General features: G+C 62.3%; 19 protein-coding genes and 1 tRNA gene. 14 read left to right on the forward strand and 6 right to left on the reverse strand.

What is annotated here, in order from left to right; genetic code table 11:
* The first annotated feature begins 72 nt into the window (after positions 1–72).
* From rplU to HU764_RS01685, 5 genes are all read left to right on the forward strand, one after another.
* Positions 73–387, forward strand: coding sequence for a 50S ribosomal protein L21 (gene rplU / locus HU764_RS01665; protein ID WP_003247466.1), 315 nt, complete (start codon positions 73–75; stop codon positions 385–387).
* Between the two features lie 38 nt (positions 388–425).
* Positions 426–683 carry a 50S ribosomal protein L27 gene (rpmA, locus tag HU764_RS01670; RefSeq protein WP_008092023.1) on the forward strand — a complete coding sequence of 86 codons (258 nt, stop codon included), beginning with the start codon at positions 426–428 and terminating at the stop codon, positions 681–683.
* Between the two features lie 188 nt (positions 684–871).
* A complete protein-coding gene (gene cgtA / locus HU764_RS01675) occupies positions 872–2,098 on the forward strand; it encodes an Obg family GTPase CgtA (protein WP_027594519.1) in 1,227 nt (408 codons plus the stop codon).
* Between the two features lie 85 nt (positions 2,099–2,183).
* On the forward strand, positions 2,184–3,302 hold the full coding sequence (gene proB / locus HU764_RS01680) for a glutamate 5-kinase (protein ID WP_027594518.1): 1,119 nt from the start codon (positions 2,184–2,186) through the stop codon (positions 3,300–3,302).
* Positions 3,303–3,312: 10 nt separating this feature from the next.
* Positions 3,313–3,768 (forward strand): CreA family protein, encoded by a 456-nt coding sequence (locus HU764_RS01685; RefSeq protein WP_172960338.1) that lies wholly within the window; start codon positions 3,313–3,315, stop codon positions 3,766–3,768.
* A gap of 142 nt (positions 3,769–3,910) precedes the next feature.
* On the opposite strand, the gene mksF is transcribed toward HU764_RS01685, so the two are convergent.
* Genes mksF through mksB form a run of 3 tightly spaced genes read right to left on the reverse strand, consistent with a single transcriptional unit; the run spans position 3,911 to position 8,725 of the window.
* Positions 3,911–6,742 (reverse strand): Mks condensin complex protein MksF, encoded by a 2,832-nt coding sequence (gene mksF, locus HU764_RS01690; RefSeq protein WP_186683167.1) that lies wholly within the window; start codon positions 6,740–6,742, stop codon positions 3,911–3,913.
* The gene (gene mksE / locus HU764_RS01695) at positions 6,739–7,446 is read right to left on the reverse strand and encodes an Mks condensin complex protein MksE (protein ID WP_186683169.1); all 708 of its coding nucleotides are present in this window, start codon (positions 7,444–7,446) and stop codon (positions 6,739–6,741) included. The genes mksF and mksE overlap by 4 nt, the downstream gene beginning before the upstream one ends.
* The gene (mksB, locus tag HU764_RS01700; RefSeq protein ID WP_027594514.1) at positions 7,436–8,725 is read right to left on the reverse strand and encodes an Mks condensin complex protein MksB; all 1,290 of its coding nucleotides are present in this window, start codon (positions 8,723–8,725) and stop codon (positions 7,436–7,438) included. The genes mksE and mksB overlap by 11 nt, the downstream gene beginning before the upstream one ends.
* A 238-nt stretch (positions 8,726–8,963) precedes the next feature.
* On the opposite strand from mksB, the gene HU764_RS01705 reads away from it, so the two are divergent.
* From HU764_RS01705 to HU764_RS01725, 5 genes are all read left to right on the forward strand, one after another.
* Positions 8,964–9,752, forward strand: a complete 789-nt coding sequence (locus HU764_RS01705; protein ID WP_186683171.1) for an energy transducer TonB — start codon at positions 8,964–8,966, stop codon at positions 9,750–9,752.
* Positions 9,749–10,204 (forward strand): ribosomal protein S18-alanine N-acetyltransferase, encoded by a 456-nt coding sequence (rimI, locus tag HU764_RS01710; protein ID WP_027594512.1) that lies wholly within the window; start codon positions 9,749–9,751, stop codon positions 10,202–10,204. The genes HU764_RS01705 and rimI overlap by 4 nt, the downstream gene beginning before the upstream one ends.
* Before the next feature lie 185 nt (positions 10,205–10,389).
* Positions 10,390–11,391 (forward strand): RHS repeat-associated core domain-containing protein, encoded by a 1,002-nt coding sequence (locus tag HU764_RS01715; RefSeq protein WP_225935605.1) that lies wholly within the window; start codon positions 10,390–10,392, stop codon positions 11,389–11,391.
* 295 nt (positions 11,392–11,686) lie between these two features.
* A complete protein-coding gene (gene can / locus HU764_RS01720; RefSeq protein WP_186683175.1) occupies positions 11,687–12,325 on the forward strand; it encodes a carbonate dehydratase in 639 nt (212 codons plus the stop codon).
* A gap of 144 nt (positions 12,326–12,469) precedes the next feature.
* A complete protein-coding gene (locus tag HU764_RS01725; protein WP_027594510.1) occupies positions 12,470–13,054 on the forward strand; it encodes a D-Ala-D-Ala carboxypeptidase family metallohydrolase in 585 nt (194 codons plus the stop codon).
* On the opposite strand, the gene HU764_RS01730 is transcribed toward HU764_RS01725, so the two are convergent.
* Positions 12,994–13,911 (reverse strand): LysR substrate-binding domain-containing protein, encoded by a 918-nt coding sequence (locus HU764_RS01730; protein WP_186703609.1) that lies wholly within the window; start codon positions 13,909–13,911, stop codon positions 12,994–12,996. The genes HU764_RS01725 and HU764_RS01730 overlap by 61 nt on opposite strands.
* 163 nt (positions 13,912–14,074) lie before the next feature.
* Between HU764_RS01730 and HU764_RS01735 the strand changes: the two genes are divergently transcribed.
* A complete protein-coding gene (locus HU764_RS01735; protein WP_186703610.1) occupies positions 14,075–14,692 on the forward strand; it encodes a LysE family translocator in 618 nt (205 codons plus the stop codon).
* Between the two features lie 269 nt (positions 14,693–14,961).
* Entirely contained in the window at positions 14,962–15,210 is a 249-nt protein-coding gene (locus HU764_RS01740; RefSeq protein WP_186681680.1) for a FecR/PupR family sigma factor regulator, read from the forward strand.
* A 91-nt stretch (positions 15,211–15,301) separates the two neighbouring features.
* On the opposite strand, the gene HU764_RS01745 is transcribed toward HU764_RS01740, so the two are convergent.
* Both HU764_RS01745 and HU764_RS01750 read right to left on the reverse strand, forming a co-directional pair.
* A tRNA-Met gene (locus HU764_RS01745) sits at positions 15,302–15,378 on the reverse strand.
* Between the two features lie 95 nt (positions 15,379–15,473).
* On the reverse strand, positions 15,474–16,397 hold the full coding sequence (locus HU764_RS01750; RefSeq protein WP_186681794.1) for a FecR family protein: 924 nt from the start codon (positions 16,395–16,397) through the stop codon (positions 15,474–15,476).
* Between the two features lie 192 nt (positions 16,398–16,589).
* On the opposite strand from HU764_RS01750, the gene HU764_RS01755 reads away from it, so the two are divergent.
* Together HU764_RS01755 and HU764_RS01760 are read left to right on the forward strand one after the other, a co-directional pair.
* Entirely contained in the window at positions 16,590–17,804 is a 1,215-nt protein-coding gene (locus HU764_RS01755) for an MFS transporter (RefSeq protein ID WP_099428299.1), read from the forward strand.
* Between the two features lie 491 nt (positions 17,805–18,295).
* Positions 18,296–19,453 (forward strand): MFS transporter, encoded by a 1,158-nt coding sequence (locus tag HU764_RS01760; RefSeq protein WP_027594504.1) that lies wholly within the window; start codon positions 18,296–18,298, stop codon positions 19,451–19,453.
* Positions 19,454–19,456 lie beyond the last annotated feature (3 nt).

Genomic DNA, 19,456 nt, shown 5'->3' on the forward strand with positions numbered 1-19,456 from the left:
GCCCCATGCAGCCATGCCAGCCAATACTCAATATATAAAGCGCTGGGTGAGCAGGATTATCGGAGAAATACCATGTCTTACGCAGTAATCGTTACCGGCGGCAAGCAGTACAAAGTCGCTGAAGGTGAATTCCTCAAGATCGAAAAACTGGAAGTCGCCACTGGCGAATCCGTGACTTTCGATCGCGTTCTGCTGGTTGCCAACGGTGAAGAAGTCACCATCGGCGCACCAGTCGTCGCTGGCGCTAAAGTTGTTGCAGAAGTCGTTTCGCAAGGCCGTCACGATAAAGTCCGCATCATCAAGTTCCGTCGCCGTAAGCACCACATGAAGCGTATGGGCCACCGCCAGTGGTTCACCGAGATCAAAATCACCGGCATCCAGGCTTAATCCCCTAGATCCCCTGAATTTATTTGGAGAATTGAACCATGGCTCACAAGAAGGCTGGTGGTAGTACCCGTAACGGTCGCGACTCAGAATCGAAACGCCTTGGCGTGAAGATGTATGGCAGCCAGGTCGTCAAGGCCGGCAACATCATCGTCCGTCAGCGCGGCACCCAGTTCCACGCCGGTTACGGCGTTGGCATGGGCAAGGATCACACCCTGTTCGCCAAGATCGAAGGCGTGATCAAGTTCGAGAAGAAAGGCGAGTTCAACCGCCGTTACGTGAGCATCGTCGCCGCTTAATCGCGACGTCGCTCCAGAAGCCCCGTCATGCGACGGGGCTTTTTCGTTTGTGGTGAGCCTCTTGCAAAGCTGTTTGTATGGGCTGCCGGCGTGGGTTTCTACGGTCGTACGGGGCCGCCGCGCTCATTTTTGCAAGAGCCTCAGGTTTTTTAAGTATTCAGCTCGTCTGCCGACGAGAGGCGGTTTTAATGAAGTTTGTTGACGAAGTATCGATTCGAGTCAAAGCCGGTGACGGCGGTAACGGTTGCATGAGCTTCCGTCGCGAAAAATTCATCGAAAACGGTGGCCCTAACGGGGGTGATGGCGGTGACGGCGGTTCGGTCTACATGGTCGCCGACGAAAACCTCAACACCCTGGTCGACTACCGCTACACCCGTCACCACGAGGCCCAGCGTGGCGCCAACGGTGGCAGCACCGACTGCACCGGCAAGAAGGGTGAAGACCTGTTCCTGCGCGTGCCGGTCGGCACCACGGTGATCGACGCCACCACCCAGGAAGTGATTGGTGACCTGATCACCCCTGGCCAGAAACTGATGGTCGCCCAAGGCGGCTGGCACGGCCTGGGCAACACCCGTTTCAAGTCCAGCACCAACCGTGCGCCGCGCCAGACCACCCCAGGCAAGCCGGGTGATCAGCGCGACCTGAAAATGGAAATGAAGGTACTGGCCGACGTCGGCCTGCTCGGCCTGCCGAACGCTGGCAAGAGCACCTTCATCCGTTCGGTGTCGGCCGCCAAGCCGAAAGTCGCCGACTACCCGTTCACTACCCTGGTGCCGAACCTGGGTGTGGTCAGCGTCGACCGCTGGAAGAGCTTCGTCATCGCCGACATCCCCGGCCTGATCGAAGGCGCTTCCGACGGTGCCGGCCTGGGTATCCGCTTCCTCAAGCACTTGGCACGTACCCGTGTGCTGCTGCACCTGGTCGACATGGCGCCGCTGGACGAAAGCAGCCCGGCCGATGCCGCCGAAGTGATCGTCAACGAGCTGACCCGCTTCAGCCCGTCGCTGGCCGAGCGTGAGCGCTGGCTGGTGCTGAACAAGGCCGACATGGTCATGGAAGACGAGCGCGACGAGCGGGTCAAGGAAGTGGTCGAGCGTCTGCAGTGGGAAGGCCCGGTCTACGTGATCTCGGCCATCTCCAAGCAGGGCACCGACAAGCTCAGCCACGACCTGATGCGCTACCTCGAAGACCGCGCCGATCGCCTGGCCAACGACCCGGCCTACGCCGAAGAGCTGGCCGACCTCGATCAGCGCATCGAAGACGAAGCCCGTGCTCAGCTGCAGGCCCTGGACGACGCCCGCACCCTGCGTCGCACTGGCGTCAAGAGCGTCCACGACATCGGCGACGATGACGGTTGGGATGATGATTTCGAGGACGACGAAGACGGCCCAGAAATCATTTACGTGCGCGACTGACCGGTTGCAGTACACTAAACGCCGCTCTCTGGAGCGGCGTTTTTGTATCTACGGTCTCTACAGATTCGACATAGGTTGGAAGAAGATGCGAAGCAAGGTGACGGGCGCCAAGCGCTGGGTCGTGAAGATTGGCAGTGCTCTGTTGACCGCCGATGGCAAGGGCCTTGACCGCGGCGCAATGGCCGTTTGGGTCGAGCAGATGGTCGCGCTGCGTGAAGCAGGCGTGGAGTTGGTGCTGGTCTCTTCGGGGGCCGTGGCAGCTGGCATGAGCCAGTTGGGCTGGACCTCGCGACCGAGCGCGATGAACGAGCTGCAGGCGGCCGCGTCGATCGGCCAGATGCGCCTGGTGCAGGCCTGGGAGTCGAGCTTCGGCGAGCACGGCAAGCACACCGCGCAAATTCTGCTGACCCATGACGACCTGTCCGACCGCAAGCGTTACCTCAACGCCCGCAGCACCCTGCGCACGCTGGTTGACTTGGGCGTGGTGCCGGTGATCAACGAGAACGACACCGTGGTTACCGACGAGATCCGCTTCGGCGACAACGACACCTTGGCCGCGCTGGTGGCCAACCTGGTGGAAGCCGACCTGCTGGTGATTCTCACCGACCGCGACGGCATGTTCGACGCCGACCCGCGCAACAACCCCGAAGCCCAGCTGATCTACGAAGCTCGCGCCGACGACCCGTCGCTCGACGCCGTGGCCGGTGGCACCGGCGGCGCCCTGGGCCGTGGCGGCATGCAGACCAAGCTGCGCGCGGCGCGCCTGGCGGCACGTTCCGGTGCCCACACCATCATCATCGGTGGCCGTATCGAGCGCGTGCTCGACCGCCTCAAGACGGGCGAGCGCCTAGGGACCTTGCTGTCGCCTGAGCGCGGCATGCTTGCAGCGCGCAAGCAGTGGCTGGCCGGGCACCTGCAAACCCGCGGCACGCTGGTGCTGGACGCCGGTGCCGTGCAGGCGCTGCGCCAGGCCAACAAGAGCCTGTTGCCGGTGGGCGTGAAGACCGTACAGGGCAGTTTCCGTCGTGGCGAGATGGTGGTGTGCGTCGGCCCTGATGGCCTGGAAGTGGCCCGCGGTTTGGCCAACTACAGCGCCCTTGAGGCGCAAAAAATCATTGGCCAGCCGTCCGATGCCATCGAAAGCATCCTGGGCTACAGCGCGGAGCCCGAGCTGGTGCACCGTGACAACCTGGTTCTGGTTTGAGGGCGTGGGCATGTTGAAAAGGATGATCGCCGTGGCAGCGTTGGCGTTGCCGATGCTGGCCGGTGCCGAAGAGGTCGGCCAGGTGTCGACCGTGTTCAAGTTCGTCGGGCCGAACGACCGCATCGTGGTCGAGGCATTCGATGACCCCAAGGTCGAGGGTGTGACCTGTTACCTTTCGCGGGCTAAGACCGGCGGCGTGAAGGGTGGCTTGGGCTTGGCCGAGGATCGGGCAGAGGCGTCGATTGCCTGCCGTCAGGTGGGGCCGATCAACTTCAAGGGTGAGTTGAAAGATGGCGAGGAAGTGTTCAAGGAACGCACCTCGTTGGTGTTCAAGACCATGCAGGTGGTGCGCTTTCTCGACAAGAAGCGCAATACCCTGGTGTACCTGGTGTACAGCGACCGCATGATCGAAGGCAGCCCGCAGAATGCGGTGACGGCGATTCCGATCTTGCCTTGGGCTCATTGATAGGCCGGTAGATGTTGGGAGGCCTTTGGCCTCCATTCGCAGCACAAGGCTGCTCCTACAGAGACCCCGCTGCCTCTGTGGGCTGCGCAAGACCTGGGCTTGCCCCGCGAATGGGCCGCAAAGCGGCCCCTGTATTCCACTATCAGGCCAACGCCTCAGCCTGATCCTCGCGCACGTCCACCTTCACCTCATCCAGCCGGCTGATGAACTTCCAGTCCGCCTCGTCGATGTAGATGCCATTCGGCCCGCTGCCACCTTCCAGGTCGATCGCCACCTTGGCCGACACCTGCGGCTTCACGCTCGCCAGAATCGGCACGAAGCCCAGCTGCAAGCTGGTCTCCAGCAGTGCCGCCTGGTTGCGTTCGTCGATGTCTGCCGCCTCGTCGAGGTAGTACGGCAAGCGAATGCGCCCGGCCAGGTCGCGGTCCATCAGGTGCAGCAACAAGTACATGTTGGTCAGCGCCTTGATGGTCATGGTGGTGCCGTTGGACGCGGCGCCGTCGATGTCGGCGTGGATCACCGGCTGGCCATTGACCTTGGTGATCTCGAACGCCAGTTCGAACAGGTCCTTGAGGCCCAACTGGTTGTGGTTGGCCGCCACCAGCCGTGCCAGGTACTCCTTGGCTTCTTCGTTCTTGTGGTCCTGGTCCGAGCTTTGGGTCAGGTCGAACACCGACAGGGTCTCGCCTTCCTCGTACTGGCCGGCGCTGTGGATGATCTGGTCGATGTGCTTGAGCGCCTCTTTGTTCGGCGCCAGCACCACGCGGAAGCTCTCCAAGTTGGACACCTGGCGCTTGTTGATCTCGCGGTTGAACAGGGCCAACTGGTGCTCGAGGCTGTCGTAGTCGCTGCGGATGTTGCGCAGGGTCCGGGCGATGTCGGTGACGGCCGCGCGGCGTGCCTTGGCCAGGGTCAGGGCCTCGTCGGTGCGGTGCGCATAGGCGTTGACCAGCAGTTGCAGGCGGCGCTCCATGTCGTCTTCGCTGTCGAACTTGGCCACGCCCTTGAGGCGCACCTGGGCGTACAGCGCCTCGATCTGGTTATCCACCCGCTGCAGGCTCTGCCAGCTGTCTTGGTAGTCATTGAGCATCGGCAGCAGGTTGTCCATCGAGTCGTCGATCGCTTCCATGAACGGCGTGCCGTAGGGCAGGTCGGCCGGCAACAGCTGGCGGCGACGTAGGGCGTCTTCTAGGGTGCGTTGCTTGGACTCGAGGTCGCCGATCTGCCGGCCGACCAGTTGCAGCTTGGCCGACAGTTGCTGGACGCGTTCGGTGAAGGCGTCGCTGGAGCGCTTGAGCTCGTCCTGGGCGGCTTCCAGTTGCGACAGCTGCTCCAGTTTCTCGGGCTCTTCGGCGGCCAGGGTTTCGCTGCGGCGGAAGTCTTCCAAGGCTTTTTGCGCGTCCAGTACCGCTTGGTACAGGGTTTCGGTCTGCGCCTTGGAGGCGGAGCGGTCGGCGGCTACGGCCTGCTGGGTCTTGAGCTGCTTGAGTTCTTTTTCCAGGCGCTCTTTTTGGTCGCGAAGGGCGGCGCGGTCGGCCAGGGCCTGCAGGGCCGGTGGGTCGATGTGAGACAGGTCGATGGACAGGCCGGGCGCTTCGAAACGCTCGCCCTTGAACCCATCGAGCACCGCTTCCAGCGACTTTACCCACAGGTCGCTGTCGTCCAGTTCGATGCCACGCTCGCCCAGCGGCAGGCTGAACAGGGCGCCGTTGAACAGGCGCATCAGGCGGTCGACATCCTGCTGCGAGAATTCTTCGCGTAGGCGGGCGTAGCTGTTGTTGTCGGCGTGGTCGAGCTGCTGGCGGACCTGCTTGAGGCGTTTTTCCAGGTCGCGTACGCGCTCGTCCAGGTCTTCGGCCGAGAACTGCCGCGACTGGGCCAGCGCGCCGGCCAGTTCGTCGTGGGCGTCTTTGGCGGCCAGCAACTGCTGCTCCAGCACCTTGACGTCATCGACCAGGGCGAAGCGGTGCTTGAGCACTGACAGCTCGCCAAGCCAGCGCTGGATGCCGGTGATTTCACGTTCCAGGCGCATCAGCTCCTGGGTACCGCCACGTTGGTCGTTCTGCAACCGGTCCTGTTCGCCGCGGTAGTGTTCGGACTGGATGACCAGCTCTTCCTTGCGCGCCATGGCGTATTCCTGCCAGGTGCCCAGCAGGTTGTCGAGCAGCGGCGAAAGGCGGTGCAGCTTGCCGCGCAGGATGTCGCGTTGGGCCACGCCACCCGCCAGGGCTTCAACCAGTGGGCCGGCGGCGACCAGGGCGTTGTAGTCCTGCTCCATGCGGCGCACGTCGCGGAAGGCTTCTTCACAGGCTGCGATGTAGTCGACGCTGCCCGAGCGCAGGCTGTGCTCGAAGGCATCGAGGAACAGCTGCTTGAGCTTGGCGGCGGTGATTTCGCGCATGTGCAGCAGGTTGATGAACAGCGCGCGGAAGGTTTTCAGGCTTTGCTCGCTGGTCGAGCGCAGCGGGATCATGGTCAGGTCCAGCGGCACCGAGGTGTGGCCGCCGACCAGCAGCCGGCGCAGTTCATCGGGCTTGAGCTCGTAGGCCTTCAGGCCCAGGCGCTCCAGGTTGGTGAACAGCTCCTTCTGGCGCAGGCAGGTGTCGTTCTTCTGGTAGTGGGCCAGGTCCAGCTCGCCTTTGTAGGCGAAGAACTGGTGGCCGAAACCGCCCCCCGGGCCGCGGCCGACCACACCGATCACGTGCGGGCCGTGGGGCAGGTTCAGTTCGCAGAGAATGTACGAGGTATCGCTGGCGAAGTAGAAACGACGCGACTGCTCCAGGCTGTACTTGCCGAAGCTCATGTCAGACATGCGCGCCAAAATCGGGAACTGCAGGGCGTTGATCGACGCCGATTTACCCAGGTTGTTGGCGCCGTACACCGACAGCGGGTGTTCCAGCGGGAACAGGCCGAGGCTGTAACCGGCGGTGTTGAGCAATGCAAAGCGGCGGATGCCGTAGCGTTCCTGGCTCATGCGTCAATCTCCTGTTGCTCTTCGCGGATGGCCCGGGCCAGGGCGTCCTCTTCGCGCTCGTCGCCTTCGAACGGCGACAGGTCGAGTGGGTCGTCGGTACGGTTGAGTTGTTCCGGGCTTTCTTCCTCGACCAGTACCGGTGTCGGCAAGGGCAGGTCGCTGTGCAGGGTGGCCGCCAGGTCGCGGTCCTGCTGGACCGACAGGCACACATCGAGGAAGCGGTGCATCGGCGGCAGGAAGCGGTAGATGCCGCCTTCCTCATGGGCGAAGCCGAGCTGGGTCATGCGCCGGAGGATCTTCTCTTCGAGTTCGTCGACGGTTTGCACCTCGGCCTGCAGGAACAGGTCGCGGTACTTGTCCAGCAGCGAGGGCAGTTCGTCGCGGCCGATGCTGCCGCCGTCGAGCACGGCCATCGGGTCGCGGCCCTGGTCGGCCAGGTGCTCGACCAGGATGAAGGTGAACAACGACAGGCGCTGGGCGGTCTTGTTGACCTGCGCGGCGGCAAGCTCGGGCACGAAGTAATAGAAGCCACGGGTGTCGCACACCAGCTCGAAGCCCAGGGCCTTGAACAGGGTGCGGTACTGGTCCTGGAAGTTCGACAGCTGAGCGTACAGCTCCGGGTCACGGCGGCTGACGTGAAAACCTTTGAACAGCTCGCGGAAGATCGGCGCGAGCTGGGACAGTTCGGAAAGATCAAGATGCATTGGCTGGGCTCGCGTTGGATTCGGCAGTCGTTCGGGCGACGTCTTCACGGCTGGACGTCAGGGCGAACGAGCGCAGGCTGACCAGGTGTTCGTGGGTGGTGTAGTCGCGGCGCTCAAGGCGCTCGCGCTTGAAGCGCTTTTCTCGGGACAGGCGCGAGAACCAGTACAGCAGTTCGTCGGTGGCGCCTTCGGGCTCCTGGTCAAGCAGCCAGACCATCAGGTCGGGCAGCGGCAGGGCCTGCTCGCAGCGTTCGAGCATTTCCTTGACCGTACGTGGCGCGCGCGGCAGCGGGTCCTTGTCGGTCTTGTGCGCCTTGGGGAAGCGCGCAGGCTTGGGCTCGAAACGGGCCAGGGCGTAAACATAAGCCTCGACTTGGCTGGCACTGCCGAGGAAGGTGCTCTGCGGCCGGGTGAACATCGGCATGGCCGCTTGCGGCACGGCATCGATGCCCTTGCGGCGGATCACCGACAGGGCCAACGCAGCGCCACGGGTCACGGCGTTGTGCCGGCGCGCTTCTTCGCGCAGGGGCAGCAGCAGTTCACGGGCGTGGCGCAGGGTCAGCTGGGCGCTGGTTTGCATTTCCAGAATGCGCGCGTGGGTGCGCAGCAGCATGTCGTCGTCGACCAGGTGGCCGAGGCGGGCCTGTTCGCCCAGCAGGCGCAGCAGCACGGTCTCGACCTTGCGCACGCCTTGTTCGAAGGCGCCGTCGGCGTTGACCAGCTGGATCATCGGCTCGACGTATTCGTCCCAGGTTGCGAGGACTTCGGCGTAGCGCTGGCGCAGCGGGATCTGCCGGTTGCTGGTCTTGGCCCGTTCGGCCACGGCCACCAGTGCCTGCTCGTCGTTGTCGAGCTTTTTGAGCACATCGCGCACGCGCATGTCGAGCAGGCGCAGCTGGCGCGCCAGGTCGTCGCTGTCGCGGTTGTCGAAGGCGTCTTGGATATGCCCGGCGAGGCGCTCCAGGTGGCGCAGGTAGGCTTCGATTTCCAGGCACAGGCCCAAGCGGTGTTCACGGCGCAGGTAGGCGAGGAAGTCGTGGATCTGGGCGTTGAGCTCGAAGCGGTTCGGGCTCTTGGCCACCGGGACCAGGATATCCAGGCGGATCCACACGTCGAGCAGCTGGGTGATGTCCTGCGGGGTGCTTTCGACCTGCTGGCGGGCCACATGCTGGCGCAGTTCAACCAGGCTCAGGGTGCCCTGGTCGAAACGTTCGCACAGTGGCTCGATCAGGGCCCAGTGTTCGGCTAGGGCGCGCAGGACGCGCTTGGGTTCGATCATTGGCTTCGACTCGTTGCCAAGAAAAAGGGGGCGATTGTACTGCATGCAGGGGGGAGGATTTCACCCCTTGGTCTGTAATGAGAGATGTCCCTTGGTTTTTTAGGGGTATGGCGGGAGCGCTTTGGCGCCTGTGAGATCGAGCGCCGCCCGCGCGGCGCTCGATCTCAACAACACTGCAAAACCCAAGGCGTACGCGTTAGAATGCCCGATTGTTTCAACCCTCCGGATACCCGCCCCCGTGCTGACCGAACCCCGTCGCCGCGCCTACCTCTCCGCCATGCAAGTGGTGCACTGGCTGCCGCGCGCCGAACTGCCGTTCGCCGCACCGTCGCGGCCCGAACTGTTGTTGCCGGTGGCGCCGGTCGAAGACATCGACTTCGAGGTCAGGCCTGCACCTGCGGCCAACCAGCCGGCGCCAGCCGCCCCTCAGGCACGCTCTGGCGAACGCCCGAAAATCGAAATCCCGCGCCCCGGCAGCACCGCGAAGCCTGCCGCCAAGCCAGCCGAAGCGGAGCCAGAAGCACCCGCACCGCGCCCGGCCCCGGTGCCGCCGCCACGTTTCTCTCTGCAGTTGCTGCGTGCCGGCAGTTGCCTGCTGTTGGTGGAACTGGCCACCGGCCAGCCCTTCCAGAGCCGCGACCCGTCCTACCTGTTGCTCAAGGACATGCTGCGCGCCGCCGGCCTGCCCGACGCCCCGCAGATCATCGGCGAGCCGGTCCGCTGGCCGTTGCTGGTGCGCGGTAACATGGACCAGGGCCCGGACGCAGCACGCGATTTTGTCCAGGGGTTCATCCAGGCGCGCCTGGAAGAAGCTCCGTGCAACTGCTTGTGGCTGATCGGCCTGCCCGCGCTACGCTTCGCCGGCAATGCCGATGCGCACACTTACTACCAAGTACTGAAGCTCGATGGCCTGGGCGACGCCTGGGCCTTGCCGGGCCTTGAACTGTTGATGGACGAGCCGCAGCGCAAGGCGGACGTCTGGAAAGCCATGCGCCAGCTGATGGCGCGCTGGAAGAGCGTTGAATGAGTGAATCGATCAGTTTCCGCCCGATGACCGAGGCGGATCTGGATGCCGTGCTTAAGATCGAATATGCAGCGTTCAGTCATCCCTGGACCCGCGGAATCTTTCAGGATGCGCTCAAGTCCTACGAAGTGTGGCTGATGTTCGATGGCCAGCAGCAGGTCGGCCACGGCGTGATCAACGTGATCATCGACGAGGCGCACCTGCTCAACATCACCGTCAAACCCGAGAACCAGGGGTGTGGCCTGGGCCTGCGTCTGCTCGAGCACCTGATGGCGCGAGCTTACCAGCTCAATGGTCGTGAGTGCTTCCTGGAGGTGCGCGCCAGCAACCAGTCGGCCTATCGGTTGTATGAGCGCTATGGCTTCAACGAGATCGGCCGCCGGCGGGATTACTACCCTATGGCGGGCGGGCGCGAGGATGCGCTGGTGATGGCTTGTACGTTGTTCGAAGAGTGAAGGTGCGGTCCATTCGCTGATGCGCTGGCTGCCAGCCCTCTAGCGCATACTATGGCGTGGTGCCGATTCACCCGTTGCTGCGCTCGGCTTCCGAGTTACCCCAGAAACGCTCCTGGCATTTTTACCAGTATACAAAGGGCTTCGCGTTCTGAATCATTGGGATGGGAATTCTGAGTATTACGACCATGAAGACTTTCACGGGTGCTTGGTTTTTTTATGAAGGGGATGCAGTACGCACTGTTTGGCAGGAAGGCCGTTGCAGTTCGTTGATCCAGGCTGCGGGTATGCGGCTTGTCGAGCGAAAGGTTGCCAATGGTCTTCAGCAAACGATGATGCTCGCTTCGGATGGCATGGGCTCTGTGATAGGTGAGTCCGGTACACGGTCTAAATCGGTAGCCTATTCACCTTATGGCTTCCAGAGGGGTATGGAGTCGCTGATTGGCTTCGCAGGCCAGATGCAGTCATTGTTACCAATCGGTTACTTTCTTGGAAACGGTTATCGTTTTTTTGACGTTGTTACCAATCGCTTCAACTCGCCTGATGAATTCAGTCCGTTTGGTAGAGGAGGCGTGAATGCGTATGTTTACTGCGGGGGTGACCCAGTGAATCGTACGGACCCTAGTGGTCACATGATCTACTATGTGGGCTCATCAAGTGTCTTTAATTGGTTGACACCGGGTACAGAACTCAGTGCACCCATTGCACCCATTGCACCCAGTGCGCGCACCGGGCCGAGTTATTATTCAGATGGTTTATTTGGAAAGAGTCAGGTACAGAATTTCCCAAGGATTACTACAACGATTAGCCCTCGCTCTGAGGGGATTCATGCTTCGCGTAAGCGTGCTGCGTCAACCGTAGAGGCTGGGGGGGCAAAGCGCGTGAAGCAAGAAGGAGGTCTCATTCAAAAACCGCAGGCTGATGTCAACAGGAGGCAGGTTAAAGCCAGAATGACAGCTCGAATTGAGTATTCTCAACTCGAGTTGTTTTCTAATGATAGTAATGTTCCAGACAATAGAACTATCGCGCTAGATTATTTAGATATGCTCGATTCTAAGGCAGCGGATGAGGCGAGAGAAGCGTTATACAATAAATATGGAAGGACAGTGAGAGTTATCGAGGTGAGGGAATACGTTTATAACGGTGTGAGTGGAATTGTTAGTTGGATTCGCAGATCAGCTAAGCGATAATCTTTACAGATTCTAGATGCTGCAAGGCAGGTCTAACCATGTAGGTTCATTCACGCCCTGCGATCCGGTCATGAAGCTGTCAGATAGAAAGCAAATAGGTGGCGTCGATTGAGACCTGTCGATCTATCGTTTATGGACCAAAGCCCGGACGCTGCACGCTATTTTGTCCAGGGGGTCGTTAAGGCACGGTTGGAAGAAGCGTGAGTGCTTCCTGGTGATGGCCTGCACCCTGTTCGAGGAGTGACCCCTCAGGCGCAGGTCCAGTCACACAGGTACAACCTGATGAGGCAAGACCATGCACGACCTGCAGGAACTGATCGACAACAATGCGCGCTGGGCCGATGCCATCACCCAGCGTGACCCCGATTTCTTCGCCAAACTGGCCCGTCAGCAAACCCCGGAATTCCTCTGGATCGGCTGCTCCGATGCGCGGGTGCCGGCCAACGAGATCGTCGGCATGCTGCCCGGCGACCTGTTCGTCCACCGCAATGTCGCCAACGTCGTGCTGCACACTGACCTTAACTGCCTGTCGGTGATCCAGTACGCCGTCGAAGTGCTCAAGGTCAAACACATCCTGGTCACCGGCCACTACGGCTGCGGCGGCGTGCGCGCCGCCATGCAGGACCGCCAGCTAGGGTTGATCGACGGCTGGCTGCGTTCGATTCGCGACTTGTACTACGAAAAGCGCGGTGAGCTGGCCAACCTTGAAACCGAAGAGGCGCAGGTCGATCGCCTGTGTGAGCTGAACGTGATCCAGCAGGTCGCCAACGTGGCCCACACCAGCATCGTGCAGAACGCCTGGCACCGTGGGCAGGAGCTGTCGGTGCATGGCTGCATCTACGGCATCAAGGACGGGCGTTGGAAGAGCCTGGACACCACCATCAGCGGGTTCGCCCAACTGCCGCCGCAGTATCGGTTGCGGGCGTTGGACTAATGGCAAAAACCATAGGAGCTCCCACAGGTGTGGGAGCCTTTCTATACTGCGCTATACCTGAGGCATTGTCGTGGTGACCAGTCGCGGCGATGGGCTGCCAAGCGGCCCCAATTACAGGCCATGAGGCTTGAGCCGGGAGTAGGGATGACAGGGACGAAGTGGCTACTGCTGGTGGCGGGGATGTGGGCGGTCAATGCGGCGCAGGCCGATGACCGCGACGTGTGGATGTTCGCTCAATGGGCTGGCGATCATCAGACTCGCCCGTTCCGCGAGATGCTGGTAGACGCCCGCTTGTACGGGGTGGTGCCTATTCACCAACTGCTTCGCTCGGCCTCGGACTGGAAGCTGTGCCGGGCGTCGCCGTTTGCGGTGCCACCGGCGAGCCAATGGCCTGCGGTGCGCTCGACGCTGTCACTGCTCAAAACCCTCGGCGATCAAGGCATCCTGCGCCAGTTCGAGGTGGTTTCAGCCTACCGTGACCCGCGCCTGAACGTCTGCGCCGGTGGCGCCGCCAACAGCGCCCACACCCGTGCCTTCGCCGTCGATATGCTGTTGCCGGCCTGGGCTGACCCCAACCCGTTGTGCCGTTTCTGGCAACAGCATGGCCAAGCCTGGAACATGGGCCTGGGCCGCTACCCGTCAGGTCGTATTCATGTCGACACGGCCGGCTACCGCACCTGGGGTGGCGATGGCAGCGCCGGGTCGTCGTTCTGTATCAAACCCAAGTGAGCCAGGCAGGCCTGGCATTGGTCGATCACCCATTCGGCGAAACGCTGGCGCTTGCCACCCTCGTCCAGCGGCTGCGGGCTGAGCAGATGATAGGCAGAGCCGTCGCGCAAGAAGCCGAAAGGGGCCTGCAGTTGGCCGCTGTCGAGTTCGTCGCGCACCATCAAGGCTGACCCCATGGCCAGGCCCAGGCCCGCGCTGGCGGCCTGGATCGACAAATAGAAATGCTCATAGTCGCTGCGCTGGGTGTGCCTGGCCCGTTGTTCGCTCAGGCGCAGCCAGGTGGGCCAGGCGCTGGGCCGGGTGCGGCTGTGCAATAAGCGCTGGCCGTCCAGGCCGGTGGCGGCGCCGGGGCGGCAGACTGGGCCGATCCATTCGTCGCAGATCTTGCGGTGATGCAGTTGGCGGTCCCAGTGGAAGTCATCGCGGCGCAGCGCCAGGTCGACGCCGCTGCGCGCGAAGTCCAGCGGCCCACCGGCGGCTACCAGATGCAGTTGCAGGTCGGGGTGGGCGCTGTGGAAGCGCGGTAGGCGCGGGATCAGCCAGCGCATGGCGATGGTGGGCTCGCAGGAGAGCACCAGCACGTTGTCGCGCTCCTGCTGTTGCAGGCGCTGCACGGCGCCTTCGAGCTGTTCGAACATGGCCTGGGTGGTGCCATGCAGCGCACGGCCGGCGGCGGTGAGGAAGATGGCCCGGTTGCGGCGTTCGAACAGTTCGATACCGAGGCTTTCCTCAAGCAGCCGTACCTGCCGGCTGACCGCGCCGTGGGTGACATGCAGGCGCTCGGCGGCGCGCACGAAGCTTTCGGTTTCGGCGGCAATGTCGAAGTAGCGGAAGGCGTTGAGAGGGGGCAGTTTCATGGTTTTGTGGTGCCTGTTCCGGCCTCTTCGCGGGCAGTGCAAGCACTGCACCTCTGTGAGAAAAACTATCGAATATCCGCCACTATAAATCGATTTTTAGCGGCCCATAAGCCCAGGATAATCGGCGTGTCTGTGCATTTTCATCGCCAATCGAGACCCGCCAATGACCGAACTTATCGCCGTAGCCCTGTTCACCATCCTTGCGGTTATCAGCCCGGGGGCCGACTTCGCCATGGTCACCCGCAGCAGTTATGCACAGGGCCGTAAAGCCGGACTGGCGGCTGCCGTGGGGATCGCCTTGGGCGTGCAGGTGCATGTGCTGTATACGGTGCTGGGCATCGCCGTGATCATTAGCCAGAGCCCATCCCTGTTCCTGTTCATGAAGGTCGTCGGTGCTGGGTACCTGATCTACCTAGGCTATAAATCGCTGACCAACACCACGCGCATCCACCTCGACGGCGTTGGCCAAGACACCGGTGCCAGCCTGAGGGCGGCACTGCGCACCGGGTTTCTGACCAACGCCCTGAACCCCAAGACCATGCTCTTCGTCATCAGCGCCTACACCCAGGTGGTGCAGCCGGGTAGCCCGCTGGCGCTGGACTTCGCTTACGGCGCGTTCATGTCGTTTGCCCATTGGGTGTGGTTCAGCCTGGTGGCGGTGTTCTTCTCCAGCACGGCATTGCGCAAGGCGATGATCGAGCAGCAAGTCATGATGGACCGAGTGATTGGCCTGGCGCTGATCGGCCTTGGTCTGGCAGTTGTAATGGCGAGTGTGCGCTGACAGGGCAGGGTGGGCACCTGGTACTTCTATCAGTTGTAGCGATGTGATCGTATCAGGCAGGATCCTTCGAACAGGCAAGTGAAATGCCTGCGTCAAGCTGGTGATTGCATGTCGGGTAGTGGCAATTTAGAATAGAATCATTCCCATTTGCGAAGCATCGCGATGAAAATACCTCTATTTCCCGCCGCAGACTGCCTGGATGACTGGTACAGGGGCTGTTACCAGTGGCGGCTGGTGTGGTTGCGCCAATGCCTCATTGGGGCGCCGCTATGAGCCCTGAAATCCTACACGAAGCCGTCGAATGGCTGGCGCGCCTCGACGGCCAGCCCAGTGGCCGCGAGCGCAAGGCTTTTCGTGTCTGGCTGGCGCAAGATGAAGAGCACATCGAAGCCTTTAAGCGCATGCAGGAAACCCTGACCTCTTCGCACGAGCATGCGCCTGCCGCGCGTACGGCTCAGACAATTAAAGTGCTGGCCCTGGTGGCAGTGCTAGCACTGCTTACAGCTGTGTGGGTTTAGCGCATCGCACTGGGTCTGTTGCCGGAGACGCCGTCACTTTGTCACAGGCAACGAAAAAGGGCCTACCTTTCGGTAAGCCCTTTATCATGTTTGGTGGCTACACAGGGACTTGAACCCCGGACCCCAGCATTATGAATGCTATGCTCTAACCAACTGAGCTATGTAGCCAATGGCGCGCATTATTCCCTTGTGATGCCCCTCTGTCAACACTCATTTCAAAAAAAATTTGCACGCTTTCAAAAACTTAGCCGCCAGGCCCGCCTTCAGCGAACGATCAGCCAGTGCCCGAGCACGCTGTGCAGCTGCAAATGCTGGGCGCTGGCCAGTGCGGCGAGGCTTTCGGTAGGGCGGTCGAGGTTGAAATCGCCGCTCACGCGCCGATGGGCGGTGTGTGCGTCGACTATCCACAGCCGTTCGCCCTGGTAGCCCGCCAGGCGCTCCAACACTTGCCCAAGCGGCATATCAGTGGCGCGCAGGCGGCCGTTGCGCCAGCTGTCGGCGGTCTTCGGATCGGCTTTTTGCACAGTATTGATCCGTGTGCCGTCGAAGCTCACCCGTTCACCCGCCGAGACCAGGCGCTGCTCCCCGCCCTGCACAACCATGGCCTTGCCACTGAGCACCACCAGCTCGTCGTGGTGCGCATAGCGCGCGATTTGCAGGCGGGTGCCAAATACCTGGATGCGCGCATCGCCCACGTCTACCTCCATGGCCCGGCCGTCGAGCAGGACCTCCAGGTACACCTGGCCTTGTACCAGGTGCAGCTGGCGGGTACGGCCACGCAGGTCGACGTTCATCGCGCTGGCGCTGTCCAGGTGCAGGGTAGAGCCGTCGGGCAGGCGCAAGCTGCGGCGTTCGCCCACGTCGGTGTGCAGTTCGCTGCCCAGGCGTTGCATCAGTGGCCAGTACAGGTAGGCCACAGCGCCTAGCACCAGCAAAAACAGCAGCGCCAGCCATTTGCCCAGGTGGCTGCGGCGCGTATTTATCTGCCGCGGTCGGGGGCGTGCCGGTGGCGGTTGCAGCTGTTGCCAGAAGGTTTCCAGTTCAGCGTAGGCTTGGGCGTTCTGCGGCGCCTGGCACCAGGCGGCAAACACCTGGCGTTCGCCTTCGTCACAGCCGGGCTGACGCAAACGGGAAAACCACTCCAGGGCTTCCTGCTGAGGGTCGGGCTGGAGTTGCTTGGCGGGCATCGGGCTCATGGGATCGGTCTGCTCACGATAGGGGCCGTTTCGCCCAACGATGACAGGGGAATGAGTCGAGGATGCTAATTATATTGAGAACCATTTACAAGTACGTTTCGACGGAGGGATAAAAAAGGTAGCTATGTATCTATTTGTTTCCCGATAATCGGATCCCAAACCTGCGGACGGAGATTCAGGCACATGGCCATCAGTAGCACCTCCACGGCGTCCACCAGCGCAGCGGCGAACCCTGCCAACCCGTTGGTGATGCGCATCATCGGCTTCTGCGCCCTGGCGCACTTGATCAATGACCTGATCCAGTCGGTGCTGCCGGCGATCTACCCGATGCTCAAGGCCAACTACGACCTGAGCTTCGCCCAGATCGGCATGATCACCCTGACATTCCAGATAACCGCCTCGCTGCTGCAGCCTTGGGTCGGCTTCTTTACCGACCGCCGGCCCGCACCCAACCTGCTGCCGATGGGCACCCTGTGCACGCTGGTGGGGATCGTGATGCTGGCTTTTGTCGGCAGCTTCCCGATGATTCTGCTGGCCTCGGCGCTGGTGGGCATTGGTTCGTCCACCTTCCACCCAGAAACCTCGCGCATCGCGCGGTTGGCCTCGGGCGGGCGTTTTGGTCTGGCCCAATCGACCTTCCAGGTAGGCGGCAACACCGGCTCGGCGCTGGGGCCACTGCTGGCGGCGGCGATCGTCATCCCGTTCGGGCAAACGCACGTGGCCTGGTTTGGCCTGGCGGGGCTGTTCTTCTTCGCCGTGACCCTGATGCTGCGTAGCTGGTACAAGGAGCACCTCAACCAGGCCAAGGCCCGCAAGGCGGTGCAGGCCACCCATGGCATCTCGCGCAAGCGGGTGATCGCGGCGCTGATCGTGTTAGGCCTGTTGGTGTTCTCGAAGTACTTCTACATGGCCAGTTTCACCAGCTACTTCACCTTCTACCTGATCGAAAAGTTCGACGTTTCGGTGGCCAGCTCGCAGCTGCACCTGTTCCTGTTCCTGGGCGCGGTGGCGGCCGGTACCTTCTTCGGCGGGCCGATCGGTGACCGTATCGGGCGCAAGGCGGTGATCTGGTTCTCCATTCTGGGCGTGACACCGTTCACCCTGGCGCTGCCGTATGCCGACCTGTTCTGGACCACCGTGCTGAGCGTGGTGATCGGCTTCATCCTGGCCTCGGCGTTTTCGGCCATCGTGGTGTATGCGCAGGAGCTGGTGCCGGGCAGCGTGGGCATGATTGCCGGGATCTTCTTCGGGCTGATGTTCGGCTTCGGCGGTATTGGCGCGGCGCTGCTGGGTTATGTTGCGGACCTGCGCGGTATCGAGTACGTGTATGGCGTGTGCTCGTTCCTGCCGTTGTTCGGGTTGTTGGCGGTGTTCCTGCCGTCTACCGGCAAGCGTTGAGCCTGTAAGGGGCTGCTGCGCAGCCCAATCGCCTGCAAGGCCAGCCTCCACTAGAAGACAGTTGCTCCCACAGGTAACTGCGCAGGCTCAGACCTTGTGAGGACCCTATGGGAGTGGGCTTGTCCCGCGAATGGGGCTACGCGGTGCATGCCACCGGCTTCGCCGGTGTTCGCGGGGCAAGCCCGCTCCCACGCCCCCTGATGATTGACGGCCCGACCACCGTTAGCCTAGAGTGCCGCCTCTTTTCTCCAACCTGCGTAGTCAAAGCAATGCGCCGTAACCCGTCCCTCCCACCTGCTCGCCAGCCTGCACTCCAGGCCCTGCGTCGTGCGTGGCCGAGCGACACGGTGCTCAAGCGTCGGCGCAGCGTGCTGTTTGCCTTCACCTTCTCGCCTCACCTTGCCCTGAACTGATCCGCGCCTTTGCGTCGTCCGCCGTCCCGGCGTGCGCGCTCGTGTTTGCTCGTCTTTTCGGTTTGCAAGGAGTGGTAAATGAACATGCGTTTGCTGGCGGGCCTGTTGTTCGCCGTGTCGGTGGTGGGCTTTAGCCTCGGGGCCAGCTTGCCGTTGGTGTCGTTGCGCCTGCATGAGGCCGGCGCAGGCACGCTGGAAATCGGCATTATTTCGGCCATCCCGGCAGCTGGGATGATGCTTTCGGCGTTCATGGTCGACGCCTGCTGCCGGCGCCTGACCCGGCGCACCATCTACTTGCTGTGCTTCAGCCTGTGCACCGTCAGCATCGCCTTGCTGGAGTCGGCTTTCGACTCGATCTGGCTGCTGGCGTTGCTGCGCTTGGGCCTGGGCATCGGCATGGGTATCGCTATCATTCTGGGCGAGTCCTGGGTCAACGAGCTGTGCCCCGAGCATAACCGCGGCAAAATCATGGCCCTGTACGCCACCAGCTTTACCGGCTTCCAGGTACTCGGCCCGGCAATGCTGGCCGTGCTGGGCGCCGACAGCCCGTGGATCACTGGCGTGGTCACCGCCTGCTATGGCCTGGCGCTGCTGTGCATCGTGCTGACCGTGCCCAACGACTACGTCGAGCATGAAGAAGGCGAAAAAAGCTTCGGCCTGGCCGGGTTCTTCCGCGTGGCGCCGGCCTTGTGCGTGGCGGTGCTGTTCTTCTCCTTCTTCGACGCCGTGGTGCTGTCGCTGCTGCCGGTGTACGCCACCAGCCACGGCTTTGCCGTGGGTGTGGCGGCGCTGATGGTGACGGTGGTGTTTGCTGGCGACATGCTGTTCCAGCTGCCTTTGGGCTGGTTGGCCGACCGGGTCGAGCGCACCGGGCTGCACCTGGTGTGCGGCCTGGTGGCGATGCTGATCGGCATCGGCCTGCCGTGGCTGCTGCAGATGACCTGGTTGCTGTGGCCGCTGTTGGTGGTGCTGGGCGCAGTGGCGGGGGGCATCTACACCTTGGCGCTGGTGCTGATCGGGCAGCGCTTTAAAGGGCAGGACTTGGTCACGGCCAATGCCAGCGTCGGCTTGCTGTGGGGTGTGGGCAGCCTGATCGGGCCGCTGGTCAGTGGCGCGGCGATGGATGTGGCACCGCACGGGTTGCCGATGGCGCTGGCGATCATGGCGGGGTTGTTCGTCTGTTTTGCCCGGCAGTCGTACCGGCGGGCAGGGCGCCTGCGCGCGGTGGCGGACTGACCA

Source organism: Pseudomonas kermanshahensis (assembly GCF_014269205.2).
Classification (GTDB): domain Bacteria; phylum Pseudomonadota; class Gammaproteobacteria; order Pseudomonadales; family Pseudomonadaceae; genus Aquipseudomonas; species Aquipseudomonas kermanshahensis.

Excerpts from the sequence above, each read along its gene's own strand:
- HU764_RS01715 (WP_225935605.1), top strand. The coding sequence starts at position 10,390 with ATGAAGACTTTCACGGGTGCTTGGTTTTTTTATGAAGGGGATGCAGTA.
- rplU (WP_003247466.1), top strand. The coding sequence starts at position 73 with ATGTCTTACGCAGTAATCGTTACCGGCGGCAAGCAGTACAAAGTCGCT.
- HU764_RS01735 (WP_186703610.1), top strand. The coding sequence starts at position 14,075 with ATGACCGAACTTATCGCCGTAGCCCTGTTCACCATCCTTGCGGTTATC.
- HU764_RS01685 (WP_172960338.1), top strand. The coding sequence starts at position 3,313 with ATGTTGAAAAGGATGATCGCCGTGGCAGCGTTGGCGTTGCCGATGCTG.
- rpmA (WP_008092023.1), top strand. The coding sequence starts at position 426 with ATGGCTCACAAGAAGGCTGGTGGTAGTACCCGTAACGGTCGCGACTCA.
- HU764_RS01740 (WP_186681680.1), top strand. The coding sequence starts at position 14,962 with ATGAGCCCTGAAATCCTACACGAAGCCGTCGAATGGCTGGCGCGCCTC.
- mksB (WP_027594514.1), bottom strand. The coding sequence starts at position 8,725 with ATGATCGAACCCAAGCGCGTCCTGCGCGCCCTAGCCGAACACTGGGCC.
- mksF (WP_186683167.1), bottom strand. The coding sequence starts at position 6,742 with ATGAGCCAGGAACGCTACGGCATCCGCCGCTTTGCATTGCTCAACACC.
- HU764_RS01725 (WP_027594510.1), top strand. The coding sequence starts at position 12,470 with ATGACAGGGACGAAGTGGCTACTGCTGGTGGCGGGGATGTGGGCGGTC.
- rimI (WP_027594512.1), top strand. The coding sequence starts at position 9,749 with ATGAGTGAATCGATCAGTTTCCGCCCGATGACCGAGGCGGATCTGGAT.
- HU764_RS01755 (WP_099428299.1), top strand. The coding sequence starts at position 16,590 with ATGGCCATCAGTAGCACCTCCACGGCGTCCACCAGCGCAGCGGCGAAC.
- mksE (WP_186683169.1), bottom strand. The coding sequence starts at position 7,446 with ATGCATCTTGATCTTTCCGAACTGTCCCAGCTCGCGCCGATCTTCCGC.
- HU764_RS01760 (WP_027594504.1), top strand. The coding sequence starts at position 18,296 with ATGAACATGCGTTTGCTGGCGGGCCTGTTGTTCGCCGTGTCGGTGGTG.
- cgtA (WP_027594519.1), top strand. The coding sequence starts at position 872 with ATGAAGTTTGTTGACGAAGTATCGATTCGAGTCAAAGCCGGTGACGGC.
- HU764_RS01750 (WP_186681794.1), bottom strand. The coding sequence starts at position 16,397 with ATGCCCGCCAAGCAACTCCAGCCCGACCCTCAGCAGGAAGCCCTGGAG.
- proB (WP_027594518.1), top strand. The coding sequence starts at position 2,184 with ATGCGAAGCAAGGTGACGGGCGCCAAGCGCTGGGTCGTGAAGATTGGC.
- HU764_RS01730 (WP_186703609.1), bottom strand. The coding sequence starts at position 13,911 with ATGAAACTGCCCCCTCTCAACGCCTTCCGCTACTTCGACATTGCCGCC.
- can (WP_186683175.1), top strand. The coding sequence starts at position 11,687 with ATGCACGACCTGCAGGAACTGATCGACAACAATGCGCGCTGGGCCGAT.